Origin of the sequence: Actinoplanes sp. NPDC051851 (assembly GCF_040681165.1) — a bacterium.
Lineage (GTDB): Bacteria > Actinomycetota > Actinomycetes > Mycobacteriales > Micromonosporaceae > Actinoplanes.
Map to the genome: position 1 here is coordinate 1 of NZ_JBFAYF010000012.1, position 26258 is coordinate 26258.

Consider the following 26258-nt stretch of genomic DNA (forward strand, 5'->3'; position numbering starts at 1 on the left):
GTGCAGGCGTGGGCGCGGGCGGCGGGGGCGGCGCGGGCGGGGCGGGCGCGGGCGGCGCGGGCGGCGTGGGCGCGGGCGGCACGGGCACGGATGGTGCGGGTGTGGGCGGCGTGGGCGCGGGAGCGGGCGATGGGGGGAGGCCCGGCGCGCTGGACTGGAGTGTGGAGAACTGCACCATCGGGCGCGCCATGGAGATCCTCGGTGAGAAGTGGACCATGGTGGTGCTGCGGGAGGTGTTCAGCGGGATCCGGCGCTTCGACGACATGCGGGTGCGTACCGGGATTCCGCGTCAGGTGCTGGCGAATCGGCTGTCGGCGCTGGTCGGGCACGGTGTGCTGCGGCGGGAGCCGTATCGGGAGCCGGGTGCGCGGGTGCGGCACGAGTACCGGCTCACGGAGAAGGGGTTCGACCTCTACCCGGTGATGATCGCGCTGGCCGGGTGGGGGGACCGCTATCTGGCCGATCCGGAGGGGCCGCCGATCCGGCTCGTGCACCGGGACTGCGGCGCCGGGGTCGATGCCGAGCTCCGCTGTGCCGACGGCCACCCCGTCACCGACCATCGCGCGATCCTGCCCCGCCCCGGCCCGGGAGCCAAGCGGCGAATAGAGAACGAAAAAGGCTGATAAATCGGGCAGTTGGCGCGGGGGAGGGCGGCTGAGGTAAGTGCAGCCTGAGCGCCGGGCGCGTGGAGGAGAGATCTAAGTTCCTCGGCGTGACAGGAAGGGCGACAGAGGGCGGGACAGGGGACGGGATAGAGGGCGGGGCGGAGGGCGGGGCGGAGGGCACGGCAGGGGGCGGGGCGGAGGGCGGGAGTGAAGCCGCGACGGGGACTGCGGCAGGAGCGGGCGGGAGCGCCTGGGCGCCGCTGCGGGAGCCGGTCTTCCGGGCGCTCTGGCTGGCCACGCTCGCCGGGAACGCCGGGACCTGGATGCAGACCGTCGGGGCGCAGTGGATGGTCGTGCACGAGCCGGACGCGGCCACCTGGGTCAGCCTCGTGCAGACCGCGACCACGGCGCCGGTGCTCCTGTTCGCGCTGCCGGCAGGTGCTCTGGCGGACGCGCTCGACCGCAGGCGGCTGCTTCTCGCCGTACAGGGAAGTCTGTTTCTGATCGCAACCGGGCTGACCGCGCTCGCCTGGCTGGACCACCTGCCGCCGCCGCTGCTCCTGATCTTCACGTTCCTGCTGGGGTGTGGTCAGGCGCTGACGCTGCCCTCGTGGCAGGCGGTGATCCCGGAGGTGGTGCGGCACGATCAGCTGCCGGCGGCGTCGGCGCTGGGTGCGGTGAACACGAACCTGGCGCGGTCGGCGGGGCCCGCGGTGGCCGGTCTGCTGGTGGCGCACTTCGGGTCGGGGACGGTGTTCGCGCTGAACGCGCTCTCGTTCCTGGTCTTCGCGGTGGCGCTGCTGCGCTGGCGCCGGCCCGCGCCACCACCGGTCCGGCGTCCGGAGCACTTCGGCTCGGCGCTGCGGGCCGGTGGGCGCTACGTGCGCTACTCCCCGGTCATCCGGCGGATCCTCGGGCGGGTGCTGCTCTTCGTGCTGCCCGGCAGCGTCGTCTGGGGGCTGTTGCCGCTGGTGGCGAGCGAGGAGCTGGGCATGGGCGCGAGCGGCTACGGCGTGCTGCTCGCGGCGCTCGGCGTGGGGGCGATCGCCGGCGCGCTGCTGATGCCGCGGGCCCGGCGGCTGCTCCGGACCGATCAGATGATCGTCGGGTCGGGGCTGGTCTACGGTGCGGCGCTGCTGGTCACGGCGCTGGTGCCGAACCGGTTCGCGGTGGTGCCGGCGCTGGTCGCGGCGGGTCTGGCCTGGATGATGCTGGTGTCGCGGATGAACGCGGCGATGCAGCTGGCCCTGCCGAACTGGGTGCGCGCCCGGGCGCTCGCGATCTATCAGCTGGTCTTCGCGGGTGGTCAGGCGCTCGGCGCGTTCGGGTGGGGGCAGGTCGCCTCGGCCTTCGGCCTGCGGCACACCTTCGGGCTCGCGGCCGCGTCGCTTCTCGCCGGGCTCCTGACGGTACGCCTCTGGCCCGTACACACCCATGAGGAGGAGGACCATTCTCCCGCGGTGTTCTGGGCCGAGCCGCACCTGATGCTCCAGCCCCACCTGAACGACGGGCCGGTGCTGGTCACGGCCGTGTTCCGGGTGCCGGAGGGGAACGCCGCCGCCTTCGAGGGGGCGATGCGGCGGGTGGCCGGGTCGCGGCGGCGCACCGGTGCGACCCAGTGGGGGCTGTTCCGGGACGGCGCCGACCCGGGCTCGTTCGTCGAGGTCTACCTGGTGCCGACCTGGGAGGAGCACCTGCGCCAGCACGAGGGGCGGCTGACCGGTGACGACGAGCGGGCCGAGGAGCGGGCGATCGCGCTGGCCGAGGGGCCGCCGGAGGTTCGGCATCTGCTGCCGTCCGGGGCTGAGGCGAAGCATTCGGATTAGCCGGATGTTTCGGTTTTGTTCCGATTAACCTCAGTAGTGGCCCAGGAGGGCCGCCGAGTGGGCCCGACCGAGTCGGCCCCAGCTGAGGAGGGTCGGTGGACGCCCGGCTGATGATCATGGGAGGCGCCGCCGGACCGGAGCTGCTCGTCCGGTTCGTGCAGCTGGCCGGGGGAGCCGCCGCCCGGATCGTGGTGATCGCGACCGCCAGCGAGACACCGGAGGCCGCCGGTGCGTGGTACGTGGACCGGTTCACCGCCCTCGGCGCCGGCACGGCCTGCGCGCTGCCGCTGGCCACCCGCGCCCTCGCCGCCGCGCCCTCGGCCGAGACGGTCCTGCGGAGCGCCACCGGGGTGTTCTTCACCGGCGGCGACCAGGAGCGGATCACCACCGTGCTGGGCGGCACCGCGACCGACACGCTGCTCCAGGAGCTGGTCGCGAGCGGCGCCCTGGTCCTCGCCGGTACCAGCGCCGGCGCCGCGATGATGTCCGCCACGATGATCGTCGGCGGGGACGGGCCGGGGGTGACCGCGGACGCCGTACGCACCGGACCCGGCCTGGAGTTCCTCCCCGGCGTCCTGATCGACCAGCACTTCGCCGAGCGTGGTCGCCTGAACCGGCTGCTCAGCGCGGTCGCCCGGTACCCGCACGAGCTCGGCCTCGGCATCGACGAGGACACCGCGATCCTCACCGACGGCGACCGCTTCGAGGTGGTCGGCAGCGGCGCGGTGACCGTGGTCGACGCCGGTACGGCCGCCGAGATCCGGGTACCCGCCACCGGTCCGATCACCCTGACCGGTGCGTGCGTGCACGTCCTGCCGGCCGGATGCACCTTCCACCTCACGGGCCGTCGACCGGTCGCCGGCGTGCCCGCCGCCGAACGGGAACGAGCCGCATGAAGATCGAGAGCCTGCGCCGCCTCCGCGGCCCCAACGTGTACCTCTCCCGCCCCGCCGTGGTGGCCCGCCTGCATCTGGGCGCGCTGACCGGCGTGGAGACCAGCGACGTCACCGGGTTCACCGAGCGGCTGCTCCGGGCACTGCCGGGGCTCGCCGAGCACCACTGCGCGGCGGGCTCGCCCGGCGGGTTCGTCAGCCGGCTGCGCAACGGCACCTACTTCGGGCACGTGACCGAGCACGTCACCATCGAGTTGTCCCAGCTCATCGGGAGGGACGTGAGCTTCGGGCGTACGCTCGGCGCCGGCGAACCGGGCTCGTACGACGTGATCGTGGAGTGCCCGGTGGACGAGTCGCCGGAGTCGCGCGTACCCGGGGAACTGCTCGAAGCCGCGGTGGATCTCGTGCTGGCCACCCACGACGGGGTGGCCGGGGGAACCCCGGCGGATCGGCTCGCCGAGCTGGCGGCCCTCGCCGAGCGGGAGGCGACCGGCCCGAGCACCCGGGCGATCATCGCGGCGGCCCGGCGGCGCGGCATCCCGGTGGAACGGTTCGACGACCTGAGCCTGGTCCGGCTCGGCTGGGGCACCCGTCGCCGGATGGCCTGGGCCGCGATGACCGACCGGACCGGCGGCGTGGGCATCGACATCGCCGGGGACAAGCAGGTGACCCGGCGGCTGCTCGGCGAGGCGGGCATCCCGGTGGCGCCGGGCGGCGCGGCCCGGACCCCGGAGGCGGCGGCCGCGCTGCTCGCCGCGCTGGGCGCGCCGGTGGTGGTCAAGCCCCGGCACGGGCGGCAGGGACGGAACGTGGCGCTCGGGCTGACCACCGCGGACGAGATCCGGGCGGCCTTCGCGGCGGCCGGCGGCGACGTGGTGGTGGAACGGCAGCTGGACGGCCGGGACTACCGGGTGCTGGTGGTCGCCGGCGCGGTGGTGGCCGCCGCCGAGCGGATCGCCGCGCACGTGGTCGGCGACGGCCTCGCCACCGTCGCGGAGCTGGTGGGCCGGGAGAACGCCGACCCGCGCCGGGGTGTCGGCCACTCCCGGGTGCTGACCCGCCTGGAGTTCGGCCCCCGGGCGGCCCGGATGCTCCAGGACCAGGACCTGACCCCGCAGAGCGTCCCGGCCCGCGGGGCGACCGTCTGGCTGCACGACTGCGCGAACCTCTCGGCCGGCGGCACCAGCCGGGACGTGACCGACCAGGTCCACCCCGACGTGACCCGGCTCTGCCAGCGGGTGGCGTCCCTGGTCGGCCTGGACATCGCCGGGATCGACCTGCGCCTGCCGGACATCGCCGTGCCGCTGCCGCCGGCCGGGGAGCAGCCGTCGGCGGCCGGGGTGATCGAGGTGAACGCCGTGCCCGGGCTGCGGATGCACCTGGCCCCGGTCCGCGGCCGGGCCCGCGACGTGGGCGACGCGATCGTCCGGGCGATGTTCCCGGGCGGCTCCGACGGGCGGATCCCGACGGTCGCGGTGACCGGGACCAACGGCAAGACCACGGTCACCCGGCTCACCGCCCACCTGCTCGGCGGCGGTGGCCGCCGGGTCGGCGCGACCACCACCGACGGCGTGTACGTGGACGGCCGCGCGGTCTTCCTGGCCGACGCGACCGGCCCGCGCTCGGCGCAGATGGTGCTCGGCGACCCGCAGGTCGAGGTGGCGGTGCTGGAGACCGCGCGGGGCGGCCTGCTGCGCCGGGGGCTCGGGTACGACTGGTCGGACGTCGGGGTGATCACCAACATCACCGCGGACCACCTGGGCCAGGACGGGCTGGACTCGATCGAGGACCTGGCGCACGTGAAGGCGCTGGTGGCCGAGCGGGTCCGGGACGGCGGCACGCTGATCCTGAACGCCGACGACCCCTGGGTACGCAGCCTCGCCGCCCGTCCCCGGGTCCGCGCTGACCGGAAACGATTGGTCTGGTTCGGGCTGGACCCGGCCGATCCGGTGATCACCGGTCACCTGGCGCGCGGGGCCACCGCGTACGTGCTGCAGGACGGCTGGCTGGTGCAGGCGACCGGCGCCCGCCGTACCCCGCTGGTCCGGCTCGCCGAGGTCCCGGGCGCGTACGGCGGCGCCGCCCTGCACGCCGCCGCGAACGCCCTCGCCGCGATCGCCGCCGCCCGCGCGCTCGGCGCCCGCCCGGAGACCGTGGTGGACCGGCTCGCCGAGTTCGAGCCGAGTGTGGACAACCCGGGCCGTGGCACGCTGATGCGCCTCGGCGACGTCTCGGTCTTCCTGGACTACGCGCACAACCCGGCCGCGCTCGCCACCACCCTGCGCACCCTGCACCGGCTCTGGGGCGCGGACCGCTGTGTCGCCACCGTCACGCTCCCCGGCGACCGGCGCGACGATCTGCTGGCCGCCTCCGCCCAGGTGCTCGCCGACGGGGTGACCCGGGCGGTGCTCTACGACGACCAGGACCTGCGCGGACGCCGTCCGGGGGAGGTCTCCGCGCTGGTCGAGCGGGAGATGCGGCTGCGCCGCCCGCAGCTGCGGGCGATCCGGGCGGACGGCTACCGGGAGGCGGTCGATACCGCGCTGGGGCTGGCCGCGCCGGGCGAGGTGGTGCTGGTGGTCTACGAGCGATGGGCGCCGATGCGGGACTACCTGGCCGGGCTGGGCGCCGTGCCGGCCGGGTCCGCGCCGGTGATCCCGGTCGCTCCGGCACTGCGGGCCACGCCGCACCTGTCCCGAGGGCTGGTCACCGGGGCGCCGGTCGGTTCCGGTCGGGTGACAGATCTTGGACACTCATGATCACGTTGCGCATTGTTTGCTTAACCGATCGTGGAGGTAGGGAACCTGAAGTTGAAGCTGCAAGTTCCGACGAAGCGGGCATACCCGCCAGGGAGTCGTCGCCCTCCGTGCTGGACCGAACGCTGAAAACGCTTTCCGTCCGGTCAGGTCCCCGGTACGCGCGGCTCACCGAAACCAACTGACCGTAATGAAGACCTGGTAGATCGCCCGATGCGCGGGTCGAAAGCGTGACCGATAGGGACTAACATCCACGCCGTCGATGGGGGATGCTCGGAGTCCGATGGTGGGCCCGACTCGCCCGGCGTCGGGCGGCATGGCGGTGTTGCCCGGTGTTTTCCTCAGAAGCGCGCATGTGGGGGCACATGAGCACGACGGACCTGCCCGGTTCGGGACTGCTCGCCGGCCGTTACCGGCTGGTCGAGCGGCTCGGTGCCGGCGGGATGTCTGTGGTTTGGCGAGGGTTCGACGAAGTGCTCGGGCGACAGGTCGCGGTCAAGGTCCTGCCCCCGTCCACCAGCGCCGACCCCTCGTTCCGGCGGCGATTACGAGCGGAGGCACAGGCCGCGGCGCGGCTCAGCCACCCGCACATAACCAATGTGTACGACTACGGCGAGGCCACCACAGTCGACGGTGAACCGGTGCCGTACGTGGTGATGGAACTCGTCGACGGCGAGTCGCTGGCGGCCGTCCTGGCCCGGGTGCGGACCCTGCCCTGGGAGAACGCCGTCCGGATCAGCGCCGACGTGGCGGCCGCGCTCGCCGCCGCGCACGCGCGCGGGATCGTGCACCGCGACGTCACCCCGGCCAACGTGATGCTCACCGGGTCCGGGGCCAAGGTCGTCGACTTCGGCATCTCCGCCCTGATCGGCGAGAACGACATCGACCCGGACGGCAGCCTGCTCGGCACCCCGGCCTACCTGGCGCCCGAGCGGCTGGAGGGCGGCCAGGTCAGCCCCGCCACCGACGTGTACGCGGTCGGCCTGCTGATCTACCGGATGCTGATCGGCCAGCTCCCGTGGGACGTCGGCACCACGACCGCCCTGCTGCGGGCGCACCAGTACACCGAACCGGAGCCGCTGCCGCCGGTCGAGGGCCTGCCGCACGCGGTGGACGCCCTGATCGGCCGCTGCCTGGAGAAGCGGCCCTCGGACCGGCCGCCCACCGCCGAGGTGGCGCACGTGCTGGCCGGCATCGCCGCGGGAGTCCCGCCGATGATGGCCGGCGGGATCGGCGCGGACTGGGACGACGCCGAGGACACCACGATCCTGCCGTCCGGGTATCCGTACTCGGGGATCGGACCGGCCGCGGCCGTCGCCTCGGGGCCGTTCTCGGACGCGACGACCGCGCCGCCGCTGCGGCCCGGCGCGAGCGGCGGCCGGCCCGCCAAGCAGCCCGCGGCGGTGCCTCCCGGGCGGGTCCGCGCCCGGCGGGGCCTGGTCGTGGTCGGCATGATCGCGCTGCTCAGCTCCCTGACGTACGGGTGGACCGTGGTCGGGGCGGACGGCACCGAGGACAAGGCCAACGTGGGCACGCCGCAGCCGACCGTGGTGCCGGCCTCCGGCACGTGCATCGTGAGCTACGCCGTCTGGTCCGACACCAACCACCGCTTCAAGGCGCAGGTCACCCTCGCCAACCGGGCGGCGAAGGCGGTCGACGACTGGAAGCTCTGGTTCCTGATGCCCGGCGACCAGGTGGTCTCCGGCAACGGCAAGACCGCGCTGGAGCAGCAGGACCGGCAGGTCACGGTGAGCTCGGCGGCGGCGCTCGAGCCGCAGCAGAACGCCACCGTGCAGATCACCGGGCGGTACTCGCAGAGCAACGCCGCCCCGATGGTCTTCCAGCTCAACGGCGAGAACTGCGTGGCCTACGTGTCGAGCGACCCCGGCGAGCCCTCGCGGCAGGTCGAGACGCTCTCCGACGGCACGGTCCGGCTCGGCGCGGTGGTCTCCGACTCCTCGCCGGAGGCGGGGATCTCGGTGGACCCGGGCGGGATAGTGCACATCACGCCGACCACGGTCACGGCCAGCGGCACGACCGCCACCTCGGGGGCGACGACCACCACCGACCCGACCACCGGCGGCACCACGACGACGACCGACCCGACCACCACCGGCACCACGATCCCGCCGGTGGTACCGACCACCACCGAACCGACCACGGTCGCCACCGAGTCGACCACCGACACGCCGACCACCGCCGCGACCACCACGCCGGTGATGGTCGGGGACGACTGCGACGCGGCCGACGACACCGTCGTCTGCGCGTCGGAGTAGGACGGCGGCCGGGACGGACCGGATGACGCGGTGGCTGTCCGGGGTGCGAAAGCCTGGACGGCCACCGCGCCGGTGCGTGCGGTGCCGGGTGGAAAAGCAGAGGCAGCGGGCCGGTTCACCGCGTTACGGTGAAGACGAGAACGACAGGCGCTCTGCTCGATCCGCACGGGGCGACGACACGAGTCGGTTCCCTTCCGGGAGCCGGGCCCGGCCGCCCGGATTGCGGGCACTTTCGCACGGCGTGGCTGCCGATCGGCGTGCGACTCACGAGGAAGATGGCTTGTCGGAGCCATCACCACGAGTGTCAGCCGGGTACCAAGCAGGTCGTCGACATCGGGGAGTTCGACATGATGAGCACAGTGAAGGATCTGGCCGCCGAGGCGCTCTTCGTCTCGTGGCTTCAGCCGTCCCAGTACCCCAACCGTGCCGCCGTGGAGGAGGCGATCACCAGCATGATCCTCCGGCACGGCAGCGACGGCTGTGCCGCGGGAGTGGCCGTGGAGTTCGGCGATCACCCGGACTGCGCGGTGCAGCGGATGCGGTGGGTGCAGACGGAGTTGGTCGGCAAGGTGGCACGGATGCCGGTCATGCACTGAGAGCACTCCCGGCTCTCCGCGCAGACCCCCACCCGAACGCTCGCGTGATCCCATGCAGCGTGATCCCATGCAGCGCAATCCCATGCAGGGTGCCCGCCCGGGCCTGCCCGGCGGCGCCTCTGCGTGGGCGCCCCTGGCCGGGGCGAGACCGCCGGTAGAGAAAATCCCGGAAACGCCACCACGAATCCCGAGGACCCGCTAGCGGTCCGTGCTGGTCCCCATCCGGCTGAGGTTTTTCGTGAAAAAGCTCCACAAAAGCAACCGAGTTCCGGCGCGCCTGCACCCGACGGCGACCACTGTTCTTCTCGTCAGCCGGTTTTCACCAGCCGGTTAGTACGAGCGAGGAGGACTACGTGACCGTCACGACCGAACTCCCCGCCACCATCGGCACGACTCACGACGCGCCCTCCGCGCGCGACATCGAGGACCTGATCCGCGAACACATGCCGATGGTTGGCCATCTGGTCCGGGAACTGCTCAACCGGGTGCCCGGCCACGTCCACTCAGATGACCTCTCGTCAGCCGGGTTCGCGGCACTCCTGGGGGCGGCACGCTCCTTCGACGTGACCCGTGGCATCCCGTTCCACCGCTTCGCCGCCGTACGCATCCGCGGCGCGCTGCTGGACGAGCTGCGCGGCCAGGACTGGGCCAGCCGATCCGTGCGGGCCCGGGCCAGGCGCGCGGGCGCCGCCCGTCAGGAACTCACCGCCGCGCTCGGGCGCACGCCCAGCGACGCCGAGGTGGCCGAGATGCTCGGTATCGGCGTCTCCGAGTTGGCGAGTGTGGAGGACGACGTGCAGAAGGCGTCGCTGCTCAGCCTCCAGGGGTTCCCCACCGGGGCCGCCGAGGAGATGGTGCCGGAGCTCTCCGAGGGGCCGGAGGACCTGTTGCTGAAGCGGGAGCGTCTCGGCTACCTGCATCAGGCCATCCAGGCCCTGCCGGAGCGGTTGCGCCAGGTGGTGGAGGAGTCGTTCCTGCAGGAACAGCCGCTCAGCGAGGTGGCGGCGAGACTCGGCGTGACCGAGTCGCGCATCTCCCAGCTGCGCACCGAGGCGCTGCGCCTGCTCCGGGAGGGCCTGAACAGCTCTCTCGCCCCGGAGCTGCTGACCGTGGCGGCCGGCGGCCCGCGGACCCGGAAGGGGTGTCTGCAGCGCCGCCGTACCGAGTACTTCGCCAAGGTCCAGCAACAGGGCAGCCTGCACACCCGCCTGGCACTCACTGACAGCCACGGCGTCCCGATCGCGGTCGCGGCCTGACCGCACTCTCCCTGCGGCGAGGGCGGCGTTCTGCCGCCCTCGCCCTCTTTCCCTAGAAGTACGGTCCTCGTGCTCCCGCCCGCACCGGGAGAGGCCACGCCACGGCGCACGGCCGCCCCGGCTCGGGGCGCCCGGCGCGCTACGCGTGCGTCGTGTGCCGGGACGCGTGCGTCGTGTGCCGGGACGCGTGCGTCGTGTGCCGGGACGGGATGCGTGCGTCGTGCGCCGGGACGGGACGCGTGCGTCGTGTGCCGGGACACGCGCGTCGTGCGCCCCGGAGTGCTACGCGTGTGTCAGGCGGCGAGGGCGGGGGAGCGCCGGTGGCAGAGCGGGCCGAGGGCGGCGTGGACGTCGCGGATGTCGGGGCCGACCGCGGTGGCCAGCACGCCGTGACCCGCCAGCGGCATCACGGCGGCGTGCGGGTTCGTGGCGTCCGGAGCGGGCAGCCCGGAACCGAGAGCGACCAGCGTGCCGATCGCCCGGCCCTCGCCGAGGACCGCGGCGCCGTCCCAGCCCGGTGCGCGAGGACCGACGGCCAGTTCATGGCGGTGGACGGTGCTCCCGGCGTACCGGAAGAGACTGTCCTGAAGCATGTCGCCGGATCCCTCACCGTGCCGCCCGCAGACCAGGTCGTCGCGCCACAGCAGCGACCCGCCCTCCGCGACGGTGACCCGGGTGATCGCGACGTGATCGCACCCGGAGGCGGCGATCAGCGGCTCCGGCAGCCAGCGCAACGTGCCCCCGGCCGCCACCGACGCCGTCACCGTCATCCGCGACGCGGGCGCCGGCCGCCCCGGGAGCGCGAGCTGGGCCGCCACGCTGAGCATCTCCAGCGCGGCGCCGGGACCCACCTCGATGTCGAGCCGCAGCTCGTCCCCGCGCAGCGGACCGGCCGCACCACCCACGAGATGAACCGTCATCCCCCCGGCGCGCGGCCCGGTCCGGCGTAGCAGCAGCGGCGACTCCCCGCGGAGGACCGCCAGCCGGGTCCCACCCCGCCCGTCGGCCTCCGCGACGATCCGCGCCTCCGCCCTCACCGGCCACGCCCCCGGCTGGCGCTCCGGGGTGTCCGAACGGACCCGGCCCACCCGTGAGCGCCAGCCAGGAGCGGGACCCGCGGCAGTTGGCTGGTGTTCAGGGGTGTGCCGGGCTCGCCCACCCACCCCTGAGGGCCAGCCAAGAGGGCGAGGTCAGGCATGGGCGGGAGTGGTGCGGGCCGCGTGCAGGGAGCGGATCCAGTCGGCGACGGGGGTGGCGGCCCTGTCCTCGGCGAGCGAGAGGAAGACCGTGGGCAGGTCGTGCCGGCGGGCGCGGGCGTCCCGGTCCATCACCGAGAGGTCGGCGCCGACCAGCGGGGCCAGGTCGGTCTTGTTGATCACGAGCAGGTCGGCCGTGGTGACGCCGGGGCCGCCCTTGCGGGGGACCTTGTCGCCGCCGGAGACGTCGACCACGAAGATCTGCTGGTCGATCAGGCCCTTGCTGAACGTGGCCGTCAGGTTGTCGCCGCCGCTCTCGACCAGGACCAGATCGAGCGGGCCGAGCGAGGCCTCGAGGTCCTCGACCGCGTCCAGGTTCGCCGAGATGTCGTCGCGGATCGCGGTGTGCGGGCAGCAGCCGGTCTCCACCGCGCGGATCCGTTCGGCCGGGAGCACACCGTTGCGCAGCAGGAAGTCCGCGTCCTCGGTGGTGTAGATGTCGTTGGTGACGACAGCGAGCCGCAACTCCTCGCCGAGCGCCCGGCAGAGCGCCGCGACCAGCGCGGTCTTGCCGGAGCCGACCGGCCCGCCGATGCCGATGCGCAGCGCGCGGGGGCCGGCGTCGAGTGGCGCGTGCGGGTCGACACCCGGCTCGGGGTGTGTGTGCGGGACCTCGTCGGGGCCGTGTTCGTGCAGTTCAGGATGCTGCAGTTCAGGATGCAAAGAGACGCACCTCCCAGGTGGCGTGGTGCTCGGCGCCGATGTCGAGCAGGGGTGCGCCCACGGCCGGCAGGTCGTCGACCGGGGCGTTCTTCTTCTCCGCGGCGAGGGCCGCGATCCGATCGCATTCCGGGGCGAGCCGCGCCAGCAGCGCGTGCACCCCGTAGGGATCGAGTCCGAGGAGCCGGACGGCCGCGCTGGCCGGGCCGGTGACGGTGCCGTGCGCCGCGGCGACGGCGACCTGGTGGGCATCCAGACCGGCCGCGGCCGCGAGGGCGCCGAGGGCGATGGGCTGATGCGGCTCTCGCCCGATATTTCCGGAAATCGGCCACATGGCCCGACCGGCACGCAGCAGCGCACGGCCCTGAGCCCGGGATGCCTTCCGGAGAGCGGGCGAAGGCGTCCGCGCGTCGAGCCCGGCGTCGAGCTCGGCCCAGCGGTCCGCTGCCGAGGCCTTCGCCGCGCACGCCGCCGCGGCGAAGGCAGCCGCGACCAGGCCGGTGGTGGCCAGCTTGCCGCGCAGGAAACGGTCCAGGTCGCCGACGTCGGCGACCCGGCCGGCGACGACCTGGGCCTCCAGCCCGCTGGAGTGGGCGTGCCCCCCGGAGGGGAGCCGCCCATCGGCCAGCAGGAGCAGGGTCGCGAGGCTCATCAGAACAGGAAGTACCGCTGGGCCATCGGCAGCGACGTCACCGGGTCCGGCTCGATGACCTCGCCGTCGATCCGGACCTCGAAGGTGTCCGCGGAGACCTCGATGCGCGGCATGGCGTCGTTCAGCGGCATGTCCGCCTTGCCGACCGACCGGGTGTCGGCCACCGGGACCAGTGCCCGCTTCACGCCGATCCGGTCGCTGAGCAGCGCGTCGATCGCCGCGGGCGCGACGAACGCCAGCGACGTCTGCGCCGGCACCACCCCGTAGGAGCCGAACATCGGCCGGGGCAGCATCGGCTGCGGCGTCGGGATGGACGCGTTGGCGTCGCCCATCTGCGCGTACGCGATCATCCCGCCCTTGAGGACCAGGCTCGCGCGTACGCCGAAGAAGGCCGGATCCCAGAGCACGAGGTCGGCCAGCTTGCCGGGCTCGACCGAACCCACCTGGCCGGCCAGACCGTGGGCGATCGCCGGGCAGATGGTGTACTTCGCCACGTAGCGCTTGACCCGGTTGTTGTCCGCCGCGCCGTCGCCGGGCAGGGCGCCGCGCCGCGCCTTCATCACGTGCGCGGTCTGCCAGGTACGCATCACGACCTCGCCGACCCGGCCCATCGCCTGCGAGTCCGAGCCGATCATCGAGATCGCGCCCAGGTCGTGCAGCAGGTCCTCGGCGGCCATCGTGGAGGGCCGGATCCGGCTCTCCGCGAACGCCAGGTCCTCGGGGACCGCCGCGTTCAGGTGGTGGCAGACCATCAGCATGTCGAGGTGCTCGCTGAGCGTGTTCTGGGTGTACGGCCGGGTCGGGTTGGTCGACGAGGGCAGCACGTTCGGATGGGACGCCACCGTGATGATGTCCGGCGCGTGCCCGCCGCCCGCGCCCTCGGTGTGGTACGCGTGGATCGACCGCCCGCCGATCGCCCGGATGGTCTCCTCGACGAACCCGGCCTCGTTCAGCGTGTCGGTGTGGATCGCCACCTGGACGCCGGACGCGTCCGCGACGGTCAGGCAGGCGTCGATCGCCGCGGGCGTGGTGCCCCAGTCCTCGTGCAGCTTGAAGCCGCCCGCGCCGGCGCGCAGCTGCTCCCACATCGATTCGGCCGACATGGTGTTGCCCTTGCCGAGCAGCAGCACGTTGACCGGGTACGTGTCGATCGCCTCGAGCATCCGGGCCAGGTGCCAGGCGTTCGCGGTGACCGTGGTGGCCTTGGTGCCCTCGGCCGGCCCGGTGCCGCCGCCGATGATCGTGGTGGTGCCGGTGGCGGCCGCGGTGTCCAGGATGGTCGGGCTGATCAGGTGCACGTGGCTGTCGATCGCACCGGCCGTGAGGATCTTGCCGTTGCCCGCGATGATCTCGGTGCTCGGGCCGATCACCAGGTCCGGGTGGATGCCGTCCATGGTGTCCGGGTTGCCGGCCTTGCCGATCGCGACGATCCGGCCGTCCCGGATGCCGACGTCCGCCTTGACGATGCCCCAGTGGTCGACGATCACCGCACCGGTGATCACGGTGTCCGGGGTGCCCTCGGCGCGGGTGGCGCGGGACTGGCCCATCGACTCGCGGATCACCTTGCCGCCGCCGAAGACGACCTCGTCACCGGGTTTCGGCCCGGCGCTGTGGTCCTCCTCGATCTCGATCAGCAGGTTGGTGTCGGCCAGCCGGATCCGGTCGCCCTTGGTGGGGCCGTAGAGAGCCGCGTACCGGCTGCGGTCCAGAGTCGTCACCGGGGGCTCCCGTCGGGCTGGGCCTCGCCGGTGTCCTCGTCGAGGGAGCCGGCGGGCTCGATGTCGGTCGGGTCGGGCTCGGCGGGCGCGACCGGGGTGTCCAGCGGGCCACCGGCCAGGCCACGAAGGCCGGGGACGATCCGGTTGCCGGTGAACGGGACGAGCGCCACGTCGCGGGGCATGCCCGGCTCGAAGCGCACCGAGGTCCCGGCGGGGATCGCGAGCCGGTGACCCCAGGCCGCGGTGCGGTCGAACTCGAGGGCGGCGTTCGACTCGGAGAAGTGGAAGTGCGAGCCGACCTGGACGGGGCGGTCGCCGGTGTTGCGTACCGGAAGGGAAAGGGCCGGCCTGTCGGGGTTGATCTCGATCTGGCCGTCGCCGAAGAAGACCTCGCCGGGGATCACGAGATCGGCCCGTGCACGGTGACGAGCTTGGTGCCGTCCGGGAAGGTGGCCTCGACCTGGACCTCGGCGAGCATCTCGGGGACACCCTCCATCACGTCGTCGCGGGTGAGCACCCGGCGCCCGGCGTCCATCAGCTCGACGACGGTCCGCCCGTCGCGCGCGCCTTCCAGCAGGAAGGCGGTGATGATCGCGGTGGCCTCGGGGTAGTTCAGCTTGAGTCCACGGTCGCGTCGTCTCTGTGCGACGTCGGCAGCCACGTGGATGAGCAGCCGGTCCTGCTCGTGCTGGCTGAGGAACAAAGGAACCTCCTGAGTACGCCCGCAGATGCTTGCATTTGGAAGTTTCCGCCGTGTAACCGCTCGCAGTGATCACATCACGGGTGGGTTGCCGACGCGGGCCGCAACGCCATCCGAGATCGCGGCGGACCGGAAGGTCGCGGTGCTGATGCGGCCGCTGCACGCCGACCCGTCCGCCGGGGGCCCGGAGCCCGAGGTGTTCGACATCGACCGGTGGCTGCCGGAGGCGAAGGCGGGGCGCCATCCGCACGCGTACCAGCCGTTCGGGAACGGGGAGCCCGCCTGGCGATCGGCGAGACGTTCTTCGGCCACGTCCGGATCCCGGCGCCGCCGTTGTACCGCTCGGCGATGGAGCGGTGGGCGGCGTACGGGGATCCTGTCTGACGGGTCAGTCGGTGGCGACGGCGTCCGCTTCGCCGTCGTCGCCCTGATCGTCGCCGGAGTCGTCGTCCCCGGTCGTCTCGGTCGGTGCCGCGGTCGTGGTCGTGGTCCCGGTCTCCGCCGGCGTGGTCCCGGTCTCCTCCGGCTCGGTCGTGGCCGTGGTGGTCGCGCCGCCGGTCGAGGTCTGCTCCCCGCCGCCGTTCTCGGTCGCGCTGGTCCGCGTCCTGGTGGTGGTCCGCCGTCCGGTCGGTGCGGTGGTCCGCTCGTCGTCCTCGGTCTTCCCGGCCGTGGCCGATTGTCGCGGCACCTGGGCGGGCACGGTGGTCGCCGGCTTACCGCTGTCCCGGAACCCGAACGGATCGGTGAGCGCGAGCACCGCCCCGCCGAGGAGCAGTACCAGGAGTACCCCGGCCACGATCGGCAGCACGCGCCGTCGGGTGGTGCCGCCGGTGGTGGTGCCGCGGGTCGTGGTGCCGCGGGTCGTGGTAGTGCCGTCAGGCACTCCCGGCCGGGGGCCGGTCCCGGCTCGCACCGGAACTCCCGCGGCCGGTGCCGTCCCAGCTCTCGTTCCCGTTCCTGTCCCGGCGCCCGCCGCGCCGCCCGGCCCGTCGTGGCTCGTGAGCTTCGTGTCGGTCAGCTGGCCGGTGTCGTCGAGCAGTCCCGCGTACCGGCCGGCCGCGATTCCCCCGGCGATCCCCGCGGCGCCGACCACACCGGCCGCGGCGTTGTCGACCGAGGTCTTCGCGGGATCCGCCACCCGGCGCCCACTCGCCGTCCCGTCGGGGCCCGGCGCCCGCCCGGGGCCCGTCGCCGGGCCGGTGTCAGCTGTCCGGCCGGGGCTCGTCGTGCCGGCTGCGGAGACGTCGGCGGCCAGGAGGCCGGCCGCGATCGTCGCCGCGGCCGAGGCCGACGGGCCCCCGGTCATCGCTGAGGCGGGCATGGCGGCGAGCATGGCATCGGCGGCCTGCGCCATCGCCACGGCGGACGGGAAGCGGTCCCCGGGCTCCTTCGCGAGCGCCCTGGTGATCAGCGCTCGTACCTGCTCGGGAACGTCCCCGGGCAGCGGCTCAGGCTCGTCGTCGAGGTGCCGCAGCGCCACGGCCAGCGGATTGTCCCCCTCGAACGGAGGGTGCCCCGCCAGGCAGTGATACGCGACGGCCCCCAGCGCGTACACGTCCACCGCCGGCCCGATGCTCTTCTTGGACACCTGTTCCGGTGCCATGTAGAGCGCCGTCCCGACCACTTCCTTCGCCCCGGTCAGCGTGACCGAGTCGGCCGACCGGGCCACCCCGAAGTCCACCAGCACCACCGTGCCGTCCGGCTCGATGATCAGGTTGCCCGGCTTGACGTCCCGGTGCACGATTCCGGCGGCGTGCGCCGCGTTCAGCGCCCGTCCGGCCTGCGCCACGATCGACATCGTCTCCTCCGCGCCCAGCCGTCCACGCTCCGCGAGCCGCTGATGCAACGGTTGCCCGTCCACCTTGGCCATCACCAGGTAGGCGGCGTCGTCCGTACTCCCGAAGTCGTACACCGCCGCGACGCCCTGATGCCGCAGCGACGCCATCACGCGCGCCTCGTGCCGGAACCTCTCCTGGAACCCGGCTTCACCGGCCCGGCCGTCCAGCAGCGTCTTGACCGCGACGGCCCGGCCCAGCACCGTATCGGTCGCCTGCCAGACCTCCCCCATCCCACCGGCCGCGATTCTCTCGTCCAGCCGGTAACGATCGCCGAGCAAGTCTCCGGGGTAAGGCATGCGCTTCCCCGTACCCATTAAGTCCTGTGACTATCCCCGCTCCTCCCTGTTCGACGCCGTCCACCGGCCCGCCCTTCTGCCCGGCCTGCCCTTCTGCCCGGCCCGCTGCTTCGCCCGGTCCGCCGCTTCTTCTGAGCCGGGGCCCAGTGCTGGATCGGCGCTGCCACACTCGTGACCATGAATCGGACGCTGACGCTCTGGCGCCCCACCGGGCCGGCGGAACTGGATCTCGTACGCGACAGCGGCTGGCGGCGCTGGCCACCGCGGTTGCCGGACCAGCCGATCTTCTACCCGGTTCTCCACGAGGACTACGCGATCAAGATCGCCAGGGACTGGAACGTGCCGGCCTCGGGTGCGGGTTTCGTGACCCGGTTCGAGGTGGACGCGGAGTTCGCGGCCCGGTATCCGGTGCGCCAGGTGGGCGGTGACAGCATCCTGGAGCTCTGGGTGCCGGCCGGGGAACTCGACGAGTTCAACGACCACATCGTCGGCACCATCGACGTCATGCACGAGTTCCGGTGAGTGGCGCGCGTGAACCCGGCCGATCCGCCGGGCAGGGTGAGCCCGGCCGATCCGCCGGGCAGGGTGAGCCCGGCGCCGTCGGGCGGGAGGGCCCGGGGCCCGGGGTGACCACGCGCGACGGCTCGCGGGTGGCCGATTGGGCCAGGCAGGGTGGGTACACCGTCAGGTTCGACTGGGGGCTGGGCGGTGCGGAGGCGATCGGTCCCGGTACGGCGCTCGTCGCGGTGGTGGACGTGCTCTCGTTCACCACGACGCTGAGCGTGGCGGCCGACCACGGCATCGCGGTGCTGCCGTACCGGTGGCGGGACGCTTCCGCGGAGGAGGCCGCCGAGCGTCACGACGCGGTCCTCGCGGTCGGGAGGTCGGTCGCGGGGCCGGACGAGATCAGCCTCTCGCCGGCGACGGTCCGGCGGGTGGCAGCGGGCCGCATCGCCGCGGGACATCGCATCGAGCGGTTGGTGCTGCCCTCGCCGAACGGATCGGCGATCTCGGCGCGGCTGGCCGCCACCGGCGCCACGGTGATCGGCGTCAGCCTGCGCAACGCGGCGACGGCCGCAGCCTGGGCAGCGGCGCAGGTCCCGGCCCGGGCAGGCGACCAGACCGCGGCTCGGACGGTGGCCGGCGACGGCGCTGGCAACGGCAACGGCGGTGGCAACGGCGATGGCGATGGCGATGGCGGAGTGGGCTGGTCGATCGCGGTGATCGCGGCCGGTGAGCGCTGGCCGGACGGCTCGTTGCGGCCGGCCGTCGAGGATCTCTGGGGAGCGGGTGCCTTCCTGGCCGGGCTCGTCGCTCGGGGCGTTTCCGGCTTCTCTCCCGAGGCGGAGACGACGCTCGCCGCCTACCGCGCGGTCGAGGGGAACCTTCCGGCCGAGCTGATGAGGATCGCGTCCGGCCGGGAACTCGCCGGAAACGGGTTCGCCGGAGACGTGGCCGTCGCGGCCGAGGCCGGCGGGAGCGAGTCGGTGCCGGTTCTCCGGGACGGATGGTTCCGGCCCCTGCCGGGCTGAGTTCCGGCCCCGGGCGGTTCAGCCGGCCCCGGGCGGTTCAGCCGGCCCCGGGCGGTTCAGCCGGCCCCGGGCGGTTCAGCCGGGTCCGGGATCAGAGACGGTCACCAGGGGAATCGCCTTGCCGGGGGATTCCCGCGGAGATAGCGGTTCTTTAGGGTCTTTAACAGCTTTCCGCCCTCTCTGCCGCTTTCGAGTGGCTGACCGGCCGGCGGGAAGCCGGTCGACGCCGGCGGAACCGGCACCGCCGGCCCGCGCGTCACTCCGTGGCTGGTCAGTCCTGACCCGGCAGGTCAAGCACATCGAGATCCGGCAGGTCAAGCATTGAACCGGCCCGTGGCGCGCGGCGCGGGGCGCTCCTGACAGAATGTCGGGTGCGCCCCGCGAACTCTGTTAGGAGACGTTTCCGTGATCAGGACCCATGACGCCGGCAGCCTGCGTGCGAGCGACGCCGGCACGACGGTGACGCTCGCCGGGTGGGTTGCCCGCCGGCGCGACCACGGCGGTGTCATCTTCGTCGACCTGCGGGACGGCTCCGGCGTGGTGCAGGTGGTCTTCCGCGAGGAGGACGCGCACGCACTGCGCAACGAGTTCTGCGTGAAGGTGGTCGGCGAGGTCAACGCCCGCCCGGACGGTAACGAGAACCCGGAGCTCGCCACCGGCGCGATCGAGGTCGTCGCCAGCGAGCTGACCGTGCTCTCCGAGGCGGCGCCGCTGCCGCTGCCGATCGACGACGCTGTCACCGCCTCGGATGACATCCGGTTGAAGTACCGATACCTCGACCTGCGCCGTTCCGGCCCGTCGAAGGCGTTGCGGCTGCGCAGCCGGGCCAACCAGATCGCCCGTGAGGTGCTGCACGCCCACGACTTCAACGAGATCGAGACGCCGACCCTGACCCGGTCGACGCCGGAGGGCGCTCGCGACTTCCTGGTCCCGGTCCGCCTGCAGCCCGGCGCCTGGTACGCGCTGCCCCAGTCCCCGCAGCTCTTCAAGCAGCTGCTGATGGTCGCCGGCATGGAGCGGTACTACCAGATCGCCCGTTGTTACCGCGACGAGGACTTCCGCGCCGACCGCCAGCCGGAGTTCACCCAGCTCGACATCGAGATGTCGTTCGTGACCCAGGACGACATCATCGCGCTCGGCGAGGAGATCGTCTCCAAGCTCTGGAGCGAGCTCGCCGATTACCAGGTGCAGTTGCCGATCCCGCGGATCACCTGGACCGATGCGATGAACCGGTACGGGTCCGACAAGCCTGACCTGCGGTACGGCGTCGAGCTGATCGAGCTGACCGAGTATCTCCGGGGCACCGCGTTCCGGGTCTTCGCGGGCGCGATCGACGCCGGGGGTTACGTCGGCGCGGTGGTCATGCCGGGCGGCGCCTCGCAGACTCGCAAGGAGCTGGACGGCTGGCAGGACTGGGCGAAGGCGCGCGGCGCCCGTGGTCTCGCCTACGTCGTCCTCGACGCGGAGACCGGTGAGCCGAAGGGCCCGGTCGCGAAGAACCTGTCGGCCGAGCACCTGTCCGGTCTGGCGGACGCGGTCGGTGCGAAGCCGGGCGACGCCGTCTTCTTCGCCGCGGCCGCCGAGCGCCGGGAGGCGCAGGAACTGCTCGGCGCGGCCCGTATCGAGATCGCCAAGCGGGCCAAGCTGATCGACGAGTCCTCCTGGGCGTTCTGCTGGGTGGTCGACGCCCCGATGTTCGAGAAGACCGACGAGGGCGGCTGGACCGCGGTGCACCACCCCTTCACCTCCCCGAACGACGAGTGGCTCGACAACTTCGAGAGCGCTCCCGACAAGGCGCTCGCGTACGCGTACGACATCGTGGTGAACGGCAACGAGATCGGCGGCGGATCGGTCCGTATCCACCGGGGTGACGTGCAGAGCCGGGTCTTCGACCTGCTCGGCATCACGCCGGAGGAGGCGCAGGACAAGTTCGGCTTCCTGCTGGAGGCCTTCAAGTACGGCCCGCCGCCGCACGCCGGCATCGCCCTCGGCTGGGACCGTACCTGCATGCTGCTCGGCGGCTTCGACTCGATCCGCGAGGTCATCTCGTTCCCGAAGAGCCGTGGTGGCTTCGACCCGCTGACCGGCGCGCCGACGCCGATCACCGCTCAGCAACGTCTGGAGGCGGGCGTCGACGCCAAGCCGAAGGCCGCCGCCGGCACGCCGGGCACCGACGGCCAGGCCGTTCCGGTGGAGCGCTCGAACTGATTCACGGTCCGCGATCGGCGGTCGGGCGTGCGCCCGGCCGCCGTTCCTGTGACACTGATCGGCGTGGAGCCGACCATCGTCCAATGTGCTGAGCAACCCTACGTCGGGCGCCGCGAGTCGATCAGGATGACCGAGTTCGCCAGGGTCGCCGATCATCTGCCCACGATGTTCGCCGGTCTGGCTCGCCGGGGCGTCCCGGTCGCGGGGGCGCCCTTCTTCCGTTACCGCATGATCGACATGGCGGCGGAGATGGTGGTCGAGGCCGGCATCCCGGTCGCCGGCCCGGTCACGGTCGCCGCGCCCGATTTCACCGACACGCTGCCGGCCGGCCGCTACGCCACGGTTTCGCACGTCGGGCACCCCGATCAACTCATGGCGGTCACCGCCCGCCTGCTCGACTGGGCCCGGCACAACGGCCTGACCTGGGACATGACTCCCACCCCGACCGGCGAGCTGTGGGGCTGCCGGATCGAGATGCTGATGACCAGCCCGGCGGAGCAGCCCGACATGCACAAGTGGGAGACGGTGCTGCTCTTCAAGCTGGCCGACTGATCTTTCTCTCCTGAGCCCCGGGCTTCTCCGCGTGGAGCCCGGGGCCTGATGCGTACCGGAAGCCTAGACATCGGAGAAGATCATCCACAATCTCTTTGCACAATTTCTTTGCATGGTTATTGTGGAGGCATGGCGGAGGAACTGAGTCAGGTGAATCTGAGCGGGCGGCAGATCCGGGCACTCGCCCACCCGCTGCGTCTGCGGCTGCTGGGTGAGCTGCGGATGCACGGTCCCGCCACGGCCACCCAGCTGGCCGTGGGACTGGCGACCAACACCGGCGCCACCAGCTATCACCTGCGCCAGCTGGCCGAGGTGGGGCTGGTGCTCGACATCGCGCGACCGGGCGGCGGCCGGCAGCGCTGGTGGCGGGCCGCGCACGACATGTCCAGCTGGCGACGGAGCTACTACGAGGGCGACCCGGACGCGACCGCGGCCGCCGAGTGGCTGGAGCGGCACCAGGTGAGCCGGTTCGCGGAGCTGGCGCAGGCCTGGCGGCAGGCGATCCCCGGGGAGCCGGCCGAGTGGCGCGACGCCGGCGAGATCTCCGATTACCTGCTGACCCTCGACGTCGCCCGGGTCGGGAGCCTGCTGGCCGACCTGGAAGTGGTGATCGAGCGGTATCGCGCGGAGGCCGCCGACGATCCGCGGCCCGGGTCGCGGGCGATCTCGCTCTACCTGGCGGCTCTGCCCCGGGTCGGGCCGCACGGACCGGTCGCGGGGGAGGGCGCGGCCGCGGGGGACGCGGCGGAGGACGGCGCGAGGGAGGACACGTGAGCATGTCCGCGCGTCAGGCCCGCTTCCGGTTCCTCCTGTTGATCGCCCTGCGCTGGCTGCCGGTGGGGCTCACGATCCCGGTGCTCGTGCTGCTGCCGCTGGAGCGTGGGCTCACCATCGCGCAGGCCGGTATGGTCGGCGCGGTCCAGGGCTTCGTCGTGCTGATCCTGGAGCTGCCCACCGGTGGTCTCGCCGACGCGCTCGGCCGCCGGCCGGTGCTGCTGGCGGCCGGCGTGATCAATCTGGTCGCGCTGGCGGTGATGTGTGTGGCCGACTCGGTGGCGCTCTTCGCGCTGGGCTGGCTGTTACAGGGGGTCTACCGGGCGCTCGACAGCGGTCCGCTCGACTCGTGGTATGTCGATCAGGCGCTCGCCGCCGACCCGGACGCCGACATCGAATCCGGGCTGAGCCACAGCTCGGTGGTGCTGAGCCTCGCGATCGCCGGGACGGCTCTCGTCAGCGGCGGGCTGGTCTGGCTCGGGCCGATCGGGCCGATGAGCGCGCTGACCGTGCCCGTCGTGCTGGCCCTGGCCCTGAGCGGGGTGAGCACGCTGGCGGTGGCACTGCTGATGAGCGAGGAGCGTCCCGCGCTCGGGGGCGGCGCGACGACGGGCGACGGCGGTCCGGTGCGGGGGAGGGCGGCACTGGCCGCCTCGCTCCGGGGCGTGCCCACGGCGATCGCCTCCGCGCTCGGGGTGGTCCGCCGGTCGCGGGTGGTGTTCGCGCTGATCATTGTGGAGGTGTTCTGGAGCTTCGGCATGGTCACCTTCGAGAAGCTGATGCCGGTCCGGCTCAGCGAGGTGATGGGCGACCCGGACTCGGCGGCCGCCCTGATGGGCCCGGTCAGCTCGGCGGGGTGGGCGGCCTCGGCGGCCGGTGCCGCGCTCATCCCGCTGCTCGTCCGCCGGATCGGCGGGCCCTGGGCCGGTTTCGCCATGCGGATCGCGCTGGGACTGGGCATCGTCGGGATGGGGCTGCTCGCCGGTCCGGTCGGGGTGATCACCGGGTTCCTGTTCACCTACGCGGCGCACGGCGCGTCCAGCCCGATCCACATGTCGCTGCTGCACCGGCAGGCGGAGGGGGAGTACCGGACGAGTCTGCTCTCGCTCAACTCCATGGTCGGGCAGCCCGGCTTCTCGGTCGGCTCGATCATGCTGACCGCTATTGCACAGAGTGTCAGCGTCAGTGCGGCGATCGTGGTGGGCGCCGTCGTGCTGGCCGTCGCCGCACCCCTCTATCTGGTGAGGCCCACGTTTCGCGAACCCATCGACGGGGGTACCACTCCAGCATCGGCTCTCACCCCCGGAGGAATCTGATGCTCGCCATCGCCGCAGCCGTCGTCTTCGGCATCTACCTGCTCGCCGACCTGCTCGACACCAACTTCGGTGCCCCCGACCTGTTCAACTTCTCCACCATGGCCTCGCTCGGCCTGCTGTTGATCTCCCTGTACCTGGCGGGCGTGGGCAGCGGCCCGGGCGCCGGCTCCGGCACCGGCGGCCGCCGGTTCTACGGCCGTCGTCCCGGTCGCGGCTGATGCCGGCGTGTCCCGGCCCGCGCATGCACGCTCAGTGACTGAGCGCTCGCGGGCCGGGAGCGTGTCCACAGGCGCCGGACAGCATTTCGGATCGGCCCCGGCCGCCCGGTACTGTCGTTTCTGATGGACACCGAAGGTCTCTTCTCCCTCGCGCAGCCGGGTCTGACGACCACGGCGAGTACCGGCGTCGAGACCGGATTCGGCTCGCCGGCGGCCGATGCGCCACTGCCTGTGCGGATGCGCCCGGCCGGCCTCGACGAACTGGTCGGACAGGAGCATCTGCTCGCCCCGGGCGCCCCGTTGCGCCAGCTGGTCACCGGGACCAGCCCGATGTCGGTGATCCTCTGGGGTCCGCCGGGCACCGGTAAGACCACCATCGCGCACCTCGTCGCGCACGCCACCGACCGCAAGTTCGTGGCCATGTCCGCGCTGACGGCGGGCGTCAAGGACGTCCGTGCCGTGATCGACACCGCGCGCCGCCAGCGCCGTTCGGGCGGGCCGCCCACGGTGCTCTTCATCGACGAGGTGCACCGCTTCAGCAAGACCCAGCAGGACTCGCTGCTCGCGGCGGTCGAGGACCGGACGGTCACGTTGCTCGCGGCGACGACCGAGAACCCCTACTTCTCGGTGATCTCGCCGTTGCTCTCCCGCTGCGTGCTCCTCACTCTCCAGGCGCTCGACGAGGACGACGTGCGCCGTCTCATCCGCCGTGCGGTCTCCGACCCGCGTGGGCTGGGTGGCGCGGTCACCCTCGCCGCGGAGGCCGAGAACCATGTCGTACGGCTGGCGTCGGGTGACGTACGCAAAGCTCTGACGGCGCTGGAAGCCGCCGCCGGATCCGCCCTGGCGCAAGGGGCCACGGAGATCGATCTCGCCACCGCGGAGCGTGCCGTCGACGTCGCCGCCGTGCGCTACGACCGGGACGGCGACGCGCACTACGACGTGACCAGCGCCTTCATCAAGAGCATGCGAGGCAGTGACCCGGACGCGGCACTGCACTACCTGGCCCGGATGCTGGTCGCCGGCGAGGACCCGCGGTTCATCGCCCGGCGGATCGTGATCTTCGCGAGCGAGGACGTCGGGATGGCCGATCCGCAGGCGCTGCTGGTGGCGACCGCCGCGGCCCAGGCCGTTCAGTTGATCGGCATGCCCGAGGCCCAGCTCAATCTGGCCCAGGCCGTCGTGCACGTGGCGACCGCGCCGAAGTCGAACAGCGTCACCACGGCCATCGGCGCCGCGATGGCGGACGTCCGGGCCGGTCGTGGCGGGCCGGTGCCGTCGCATCTGCGGGATGCGCACTACCCGGGTTCGAAGGGCCTCGGTCACGGTCTCGGCTATCGATACCCGCACGACGATCCGCGTGGTGTCGTCCGGCAGCAGTACGTTCCGGATGATCTGGTGGGAACCGACTACTATCGGCCGACCGATCACGGTGCGGAGCGCGCGGTCGGGGAGCGGGTGCCGAGACTGCGGCGCATCGTCCGGGGCCTCGGTGGCCCCGTGGGCGCGGGCCGGCCGGGTGCCGCTTCGGCGGGCGGTGTGAGCCGCGCGGCGGGTGGTGCTCCGGCCACTGATGCGTCACAGTCTTCGTCGGACTCGGCGTCGCCGCCTCCGGCACCACCGGACGGAGCGAAGCCGGCCGATCCGGCACCGGACGTCACCACGCCGGACGTCATCACGCCGGACGTCGTGGTGACGCCGGACGTCGTGGCGTCGGAGGGGACCGGAGCTGAGGGCGAGACCAGGACTGAGAGCGTGAAGTCAGACGTGATGACGTCAGACGACGTGAGACCGGGCGGCGCGGAGCCGGCCGGTGCGACGTCCGGCGGCGTGACACCGGGCGAAACGAGCAGACCGGGCGGAACCAAGCCGGGTGGCGCGAGGTTGAACGGCAGGAAGCCGCGAACCGTGGAACCGAAGGAGGCTGCCGGACCGGTGCGAACAGGTTCGGCGGACGACGGGACAGACCCGGGCGGAGAGAACGCCCAGGGTGACGATAAGCGGTCAGATGACAGCGGCGACGCCGCCGGGAAGGAACAGCCGTGAACGGGCCCGACGAGGACTCCGGACTCAAGGGCGGCAAGAAGGGCCGGCGCTTCGGGCGTGCCCGTGCCGAACAGCCCGTTGCCCCGGTGGAGATCTCGCAGGAGGAGACCGGCTGGCTCGACGACCTGCGTACGGTCAAGGAGCAGGCCGGGGCGATCGGCCCCGGCACCCGGCCGGGCGAGGCGCGGACCAGCAAGTCCGGGCGGCTGGCGCCCGGACCGGACGATGTGCCCGACGAGGGTGACCTGCCCGGGTTCGGCGCGGGCTTCGACGGGGACGATGAA

The 26258-nt window shown here is 72.8% G+C and carries 21 protein-coding genes and 2 pseudogenes; 16 read left to right on the forward strand and 7 right to left on the reverse strand.

The genetic code is table 11. From position 1 onward, the window contains the following. Positions 1-188: 188 nt before the first annotated feature. From AB0M08_RS14455 to AB0M08_RS14485, 7 genes are all read left to right on the forward strand, one after another. Positions 189-623 (forward strand): helix-turn-helix domain-containing protein, encoded by a 435-nt coding sequence (locus AB0M08_RS14455; protein ID WP_364492884.1) that lies wholly within the window; start codon positions 189-191, stop codon positions 621-623. 89 nt (positions 624-712) lie between these two features. After that, positions 713-2431, forward strand: a complete 1719-nt coding sequence (locus AB0M08_RS14460) for an MFS transporter (RefSeq protein WP_364492581.1) — start codon at positions 713-715, stop codon at positions 2429-2431. Positions 2432-2526: 95 nt separating this feature from the next. Further along, a complete protein-coding gene (locus AB0M08_RS14465; protein ID WP_364492583.1) occupies positions 2527-3327 on the forward strand; it encodes a cyanophycinase in 801 nt (266 codons plus the stop codon). After that, complete coding sequence (gene cphA, locus AB0M08_RS14470) at positions 3324-6083, forward strand: cyanophycin synthetase (RefSeq protein ID WP_364492585.1); 2760 nt, start codon at positions 3324-3326, stop codon at positions 6081-6083. The genes AB0M08_RS14465 and cphA overlap by 4 nt, the downstream gene beginning before the upstream one ends. Positions 6084-6445: 362 nt before the next feature. Beyond that, positions 6446-8356, forward strand: coding sequence for a protein kinase (locus AB0M08_RS14475; protein WP_364492587.1), 1911 nt, complete (start codon positions 6446-6448; stop codon positions 8354-8356). 347 nt (positions 8357-8703) lie between these two features. Further along, a complete protein-coding gene (locus tag AB0M08_RS14480) occupies positions 8704-8952 on the forward strand; it encodes a hypothetical protein (RefSeq protein WP_364492588.1) in 249 nt (82 codons plus the stop codon). Between the two features lie 353 nt (positions 8953-9305). After that, positions 9306-10208, forward strand: a complete 903-nt coding sequence (locus AB0M08_RS14485; RefSeq protein ID WP_364492590.1) for a sigma-70 family RNA polymerase sigma factor — start codon at positions 9306-9308, stop codon at positions 10206-10208. Positions 10209-10501: 293 nt separating this feature from the next. Here AB0M08_RS14485 and AB0M08_RS14490 read toward each other — a convergent pair whose 3' ends face one another. From AB0M08_RS14490 to AB0M08_RS14515, 6 genes and pseudogenes are all read right to left on the reverse strand, one after another. Beyond that, on the reverse strand, positions 10502-11245 hold the full coding sequence (locus AB0M08_RS14490) for an urease accessory protein UreD (RefSeq protein WP_364492592.1): 744 nt from the start codon (positions 11243-11245) through the stop codon (positions 10502-10504). A gap of 153 nt (positions 11246-11398) precedes the next feature. Further along, a complete protein-coding gene (ureG, locus tag AB0M08_RS14495; RefSeq protein ID WP_364492594.1) occupies positions 11399-12127 on the reverse strand; it encodes an urease accessory protein UreG in 729 nt (242 codons plus the stop codon). Continuing rightward, complete coding sequence (locus AB0M08_RS14500) at positions 12117-12776, reverse strand: urease accessory UreF family protein (protein ID WP_364492596.1); 660 nt, start codon at positions 12774-12776, stop codon at positions 12117-12119. The genes ureG and AB0M08_RS14500 overlap by 11 nt, the downstream gene beginning before the upstream one ends. Then, a complete protein-coding gene (locus AB0M08_RS14505; protein WP_364492598.1) occupies positions 12776-14494 on the reverse strand; it encodes an urease subunit alpha in 1719 nt (572 codons plus the stop codon). Before AB0M08_RS14505 ends, AB0M08_RS14500 begins: the two co-directional genes overlap by 1 nt. Before the next feature lie 98 nt (positions 14495-14592). Then, positions 14593-14898: pseudogene (locus AB0M08_RS14510) on the reverse strand (urease subunit beta); the annotation flags it as partial. Beyond that, the gene (locus tag AB0M08_RS14515) at positions 14895-15197 is read right to left on the reverse strand and encodes an urease subunit gamma (RefSeq protein WP_364492600.1); all 303 of its coding nucleotides are present in this window, start codon (positions 15195-15197) and stop codon (positions 14895-14897) included. The pseudogene AB0M08_RS14510 and the gene AB0M08_RS14515, both read right to left, overlap by 4 nt. 145 nt (positions 15198-15342) lie before the next feature. Between AB0M08_RS14515 and AB0M08_RS14520 the strand changes: the two are divergent. Continuing rightward, positions 15343-15408 (forward strand): annotated as a pseudogene (locus AB0M08_RS14520) (hypothetical protein); the annotation flags it as partial. A 174-nt stretch (positions 15409-15582) separates the two neighbouring features. On the opposite strand, the gene AB0M08_RS14525 reads toward AB0M08_RS14520, so the two are convergent. Beyond that, complete coding sequence (locus AB0M08_RS14525) at positions 15583-17310, reverse strand: serine/threonine-protein kinase (protein WP_364492602.1); 1728 nt, start codon at positions 17308-17310, stop codon at positions 15583-15585. Positions 17311-17505: 195 nt separating this feature from the next. Here AB0M08_RS14525 and AB0M08_RS14530 point away from each other — a divergent pair, with 195 nt between their 5' ends. From AB0M08_RS14530 to AB0M08_RS14565, 8 genes are all read left to right on the forward strand, one after another. After that, a complete protein-coding gene (locus AB0M08_RS14530; protein ID WP_364492604.1) occupies positions 17506-17850 on the forward strand; it encodes a hypothetical protein in 345 nt (114 codons plus the stop codon). Between the two features lie 104 nt (positions 17851-17954). Then, the gene (locus AB0M08_RS14535; protein WP_364492606.1) at positions 17955-18860 is read left to right on the forward strand and encodes a hypothetical protein; all 906 of its coding nucleotides are present in this window, start codon (positions 17955-17957) and stop codon (positions 18858-18860) included. Positions 18861-19265: 405 nt separating this feature from the next. Next, entirely contained in the window at positions 19266-21068 is a 1803-nt protein-coding gene (gene aspS / locus AB0M08_RS14540) for an aspartate--tRNA ligase (RefSeq protein WP_364492608.1), read from the forward strand. Between the two features lie 63 nt (positions 21069-21131). Beyond that, positions 21132-21620, forward strand: coding sequence for a GyrI-like domain-containing protein (locus AB0M08_RS14545; protein ID WP_364492610.1), 489 nt, complete (start codon positions 21132-21134; stop codon positions 21618-21620). A gap of 129 nt (positions 21621-21749) precedes the next feature. Beyond that, positions 21750-22394 (forward strand): helix-turn-helix domain-containing protein, encoded by a 645-nt coding sequence (locus AB0M08_RS14550; RefSeq protein ID WP_364492612.1) that lies wholly within the window; start codon positions 21750-21752, stop codon positions 22392-22394. Between the two features lie 2 nt (positions 22395-22396). Next, positions 22397-23710 carry an MFS transporter gene (locus tag AB0M08_RS14555; RefSeq protein ID WP_364492886.1) on the forward strand — a complete coding sequence of 438 codons (1314 nt, stop codon included), beginning with the start codon at positions 22397-22399 and terminating at the stop codon, positions 23708-23710. Further along, positions 23710-23928 carry a hypothetical protein gene (locus AB0M08_RS14560; RefSeq protein ID WP_364492613.1) on the forward strand — a complete coding sequence of 73 codons (219 nt, stop codon included), beginning with the start codon at positions 23710-23712 and terminating at the stop codon, positions 23926-23928. Before AB0M08_RS14555 ends, AB0M08_RS14560 begins: the two co-directional genes overlap by 1 nt. Positions 23929-24051: 123 nt before the next feature. Continuing rightward, complete coding sequence (locus tag AB0M08_RS14565) at positions 24052-25974, forward strand: replication-associated recombination protein A (protein ID WP_364492615.1); 1923 nt, start codon at positions 24052-24054, stop codon at positions 25972-25974. Positions 25975-26258 lie beyond the last annotated feature (284 nt).

Coding starts and splice junctions, on each gene's coding strand:
- AB0M08_RS14455 (WP_364492884.1), top strand. CDS start 189: ATGGAGATCCTCGGTGAGAAGTGGACCATGGTGGTGCTGCGGGAGGTG.
- cphA (WP_364492585.1), top strand. CDS start 3,324: ATGAAGATCGAGAGCCTGCGCCGCCTCCGCGGCCCCAACGTGTACCTC.
- AB0M08_RS14475 (WP_364492587.1), top strand. CDS start 6,446: ATGAGCACGACGGACCTGCCCGGTTCGGGACTGCTCGCCGGCCGTTAC.
- AB0M08_RS14480 (WP_364492588.1), top strand. CDS start 8,704: ATGATGAGCACAGTGAAGGATCTGGCCGCCGAGGCGCTCTTCGTCTCG.
- AB0M08_RS14500 (WP_364492596.1), bottom strand. CDS start 12,776: ATGAGCCTCGCGACCCTGCTCCTGCTGGCCGATGGGCGGCTCCCCTCC.
- AB0M08_RS14530 (WP_364492604.1), top strand. CDS start 17,506: ATGAATCGGACGCTGACGCTCTGGCGCCCCACCGGGCCGGCGGAACTG.
- AB0M08_RS14550 (WP_364492612.1), top strand. CDS start 21,750: ATGGCGGAGGAACTGAGTCAGGTGAATCTGAGCGGGCGGCAGATCCGG.
- AB0M08_RS14555 (WP_364492886.1), top strand. CDS start 22,397: ATGTCCGCGCGTCAGGCCCGCTTCCGGTTCCTCCTGTTGATCGCCCTG.
- AB0M08_RS14560 (WP_364492613.1), top strand. CDS start 23,710: ATGCTCGCCATCGCCGCAGCCGTCGTCTTCGGCATCTACCTGCTCGCC.
- AB0M08_RS14565 (WP_364492615.1), top strand. CDS start 24,052: ATGGACACCGAAGGTCTCTTCTCCCTCGCGCAGCCGGGTCTGACGACC.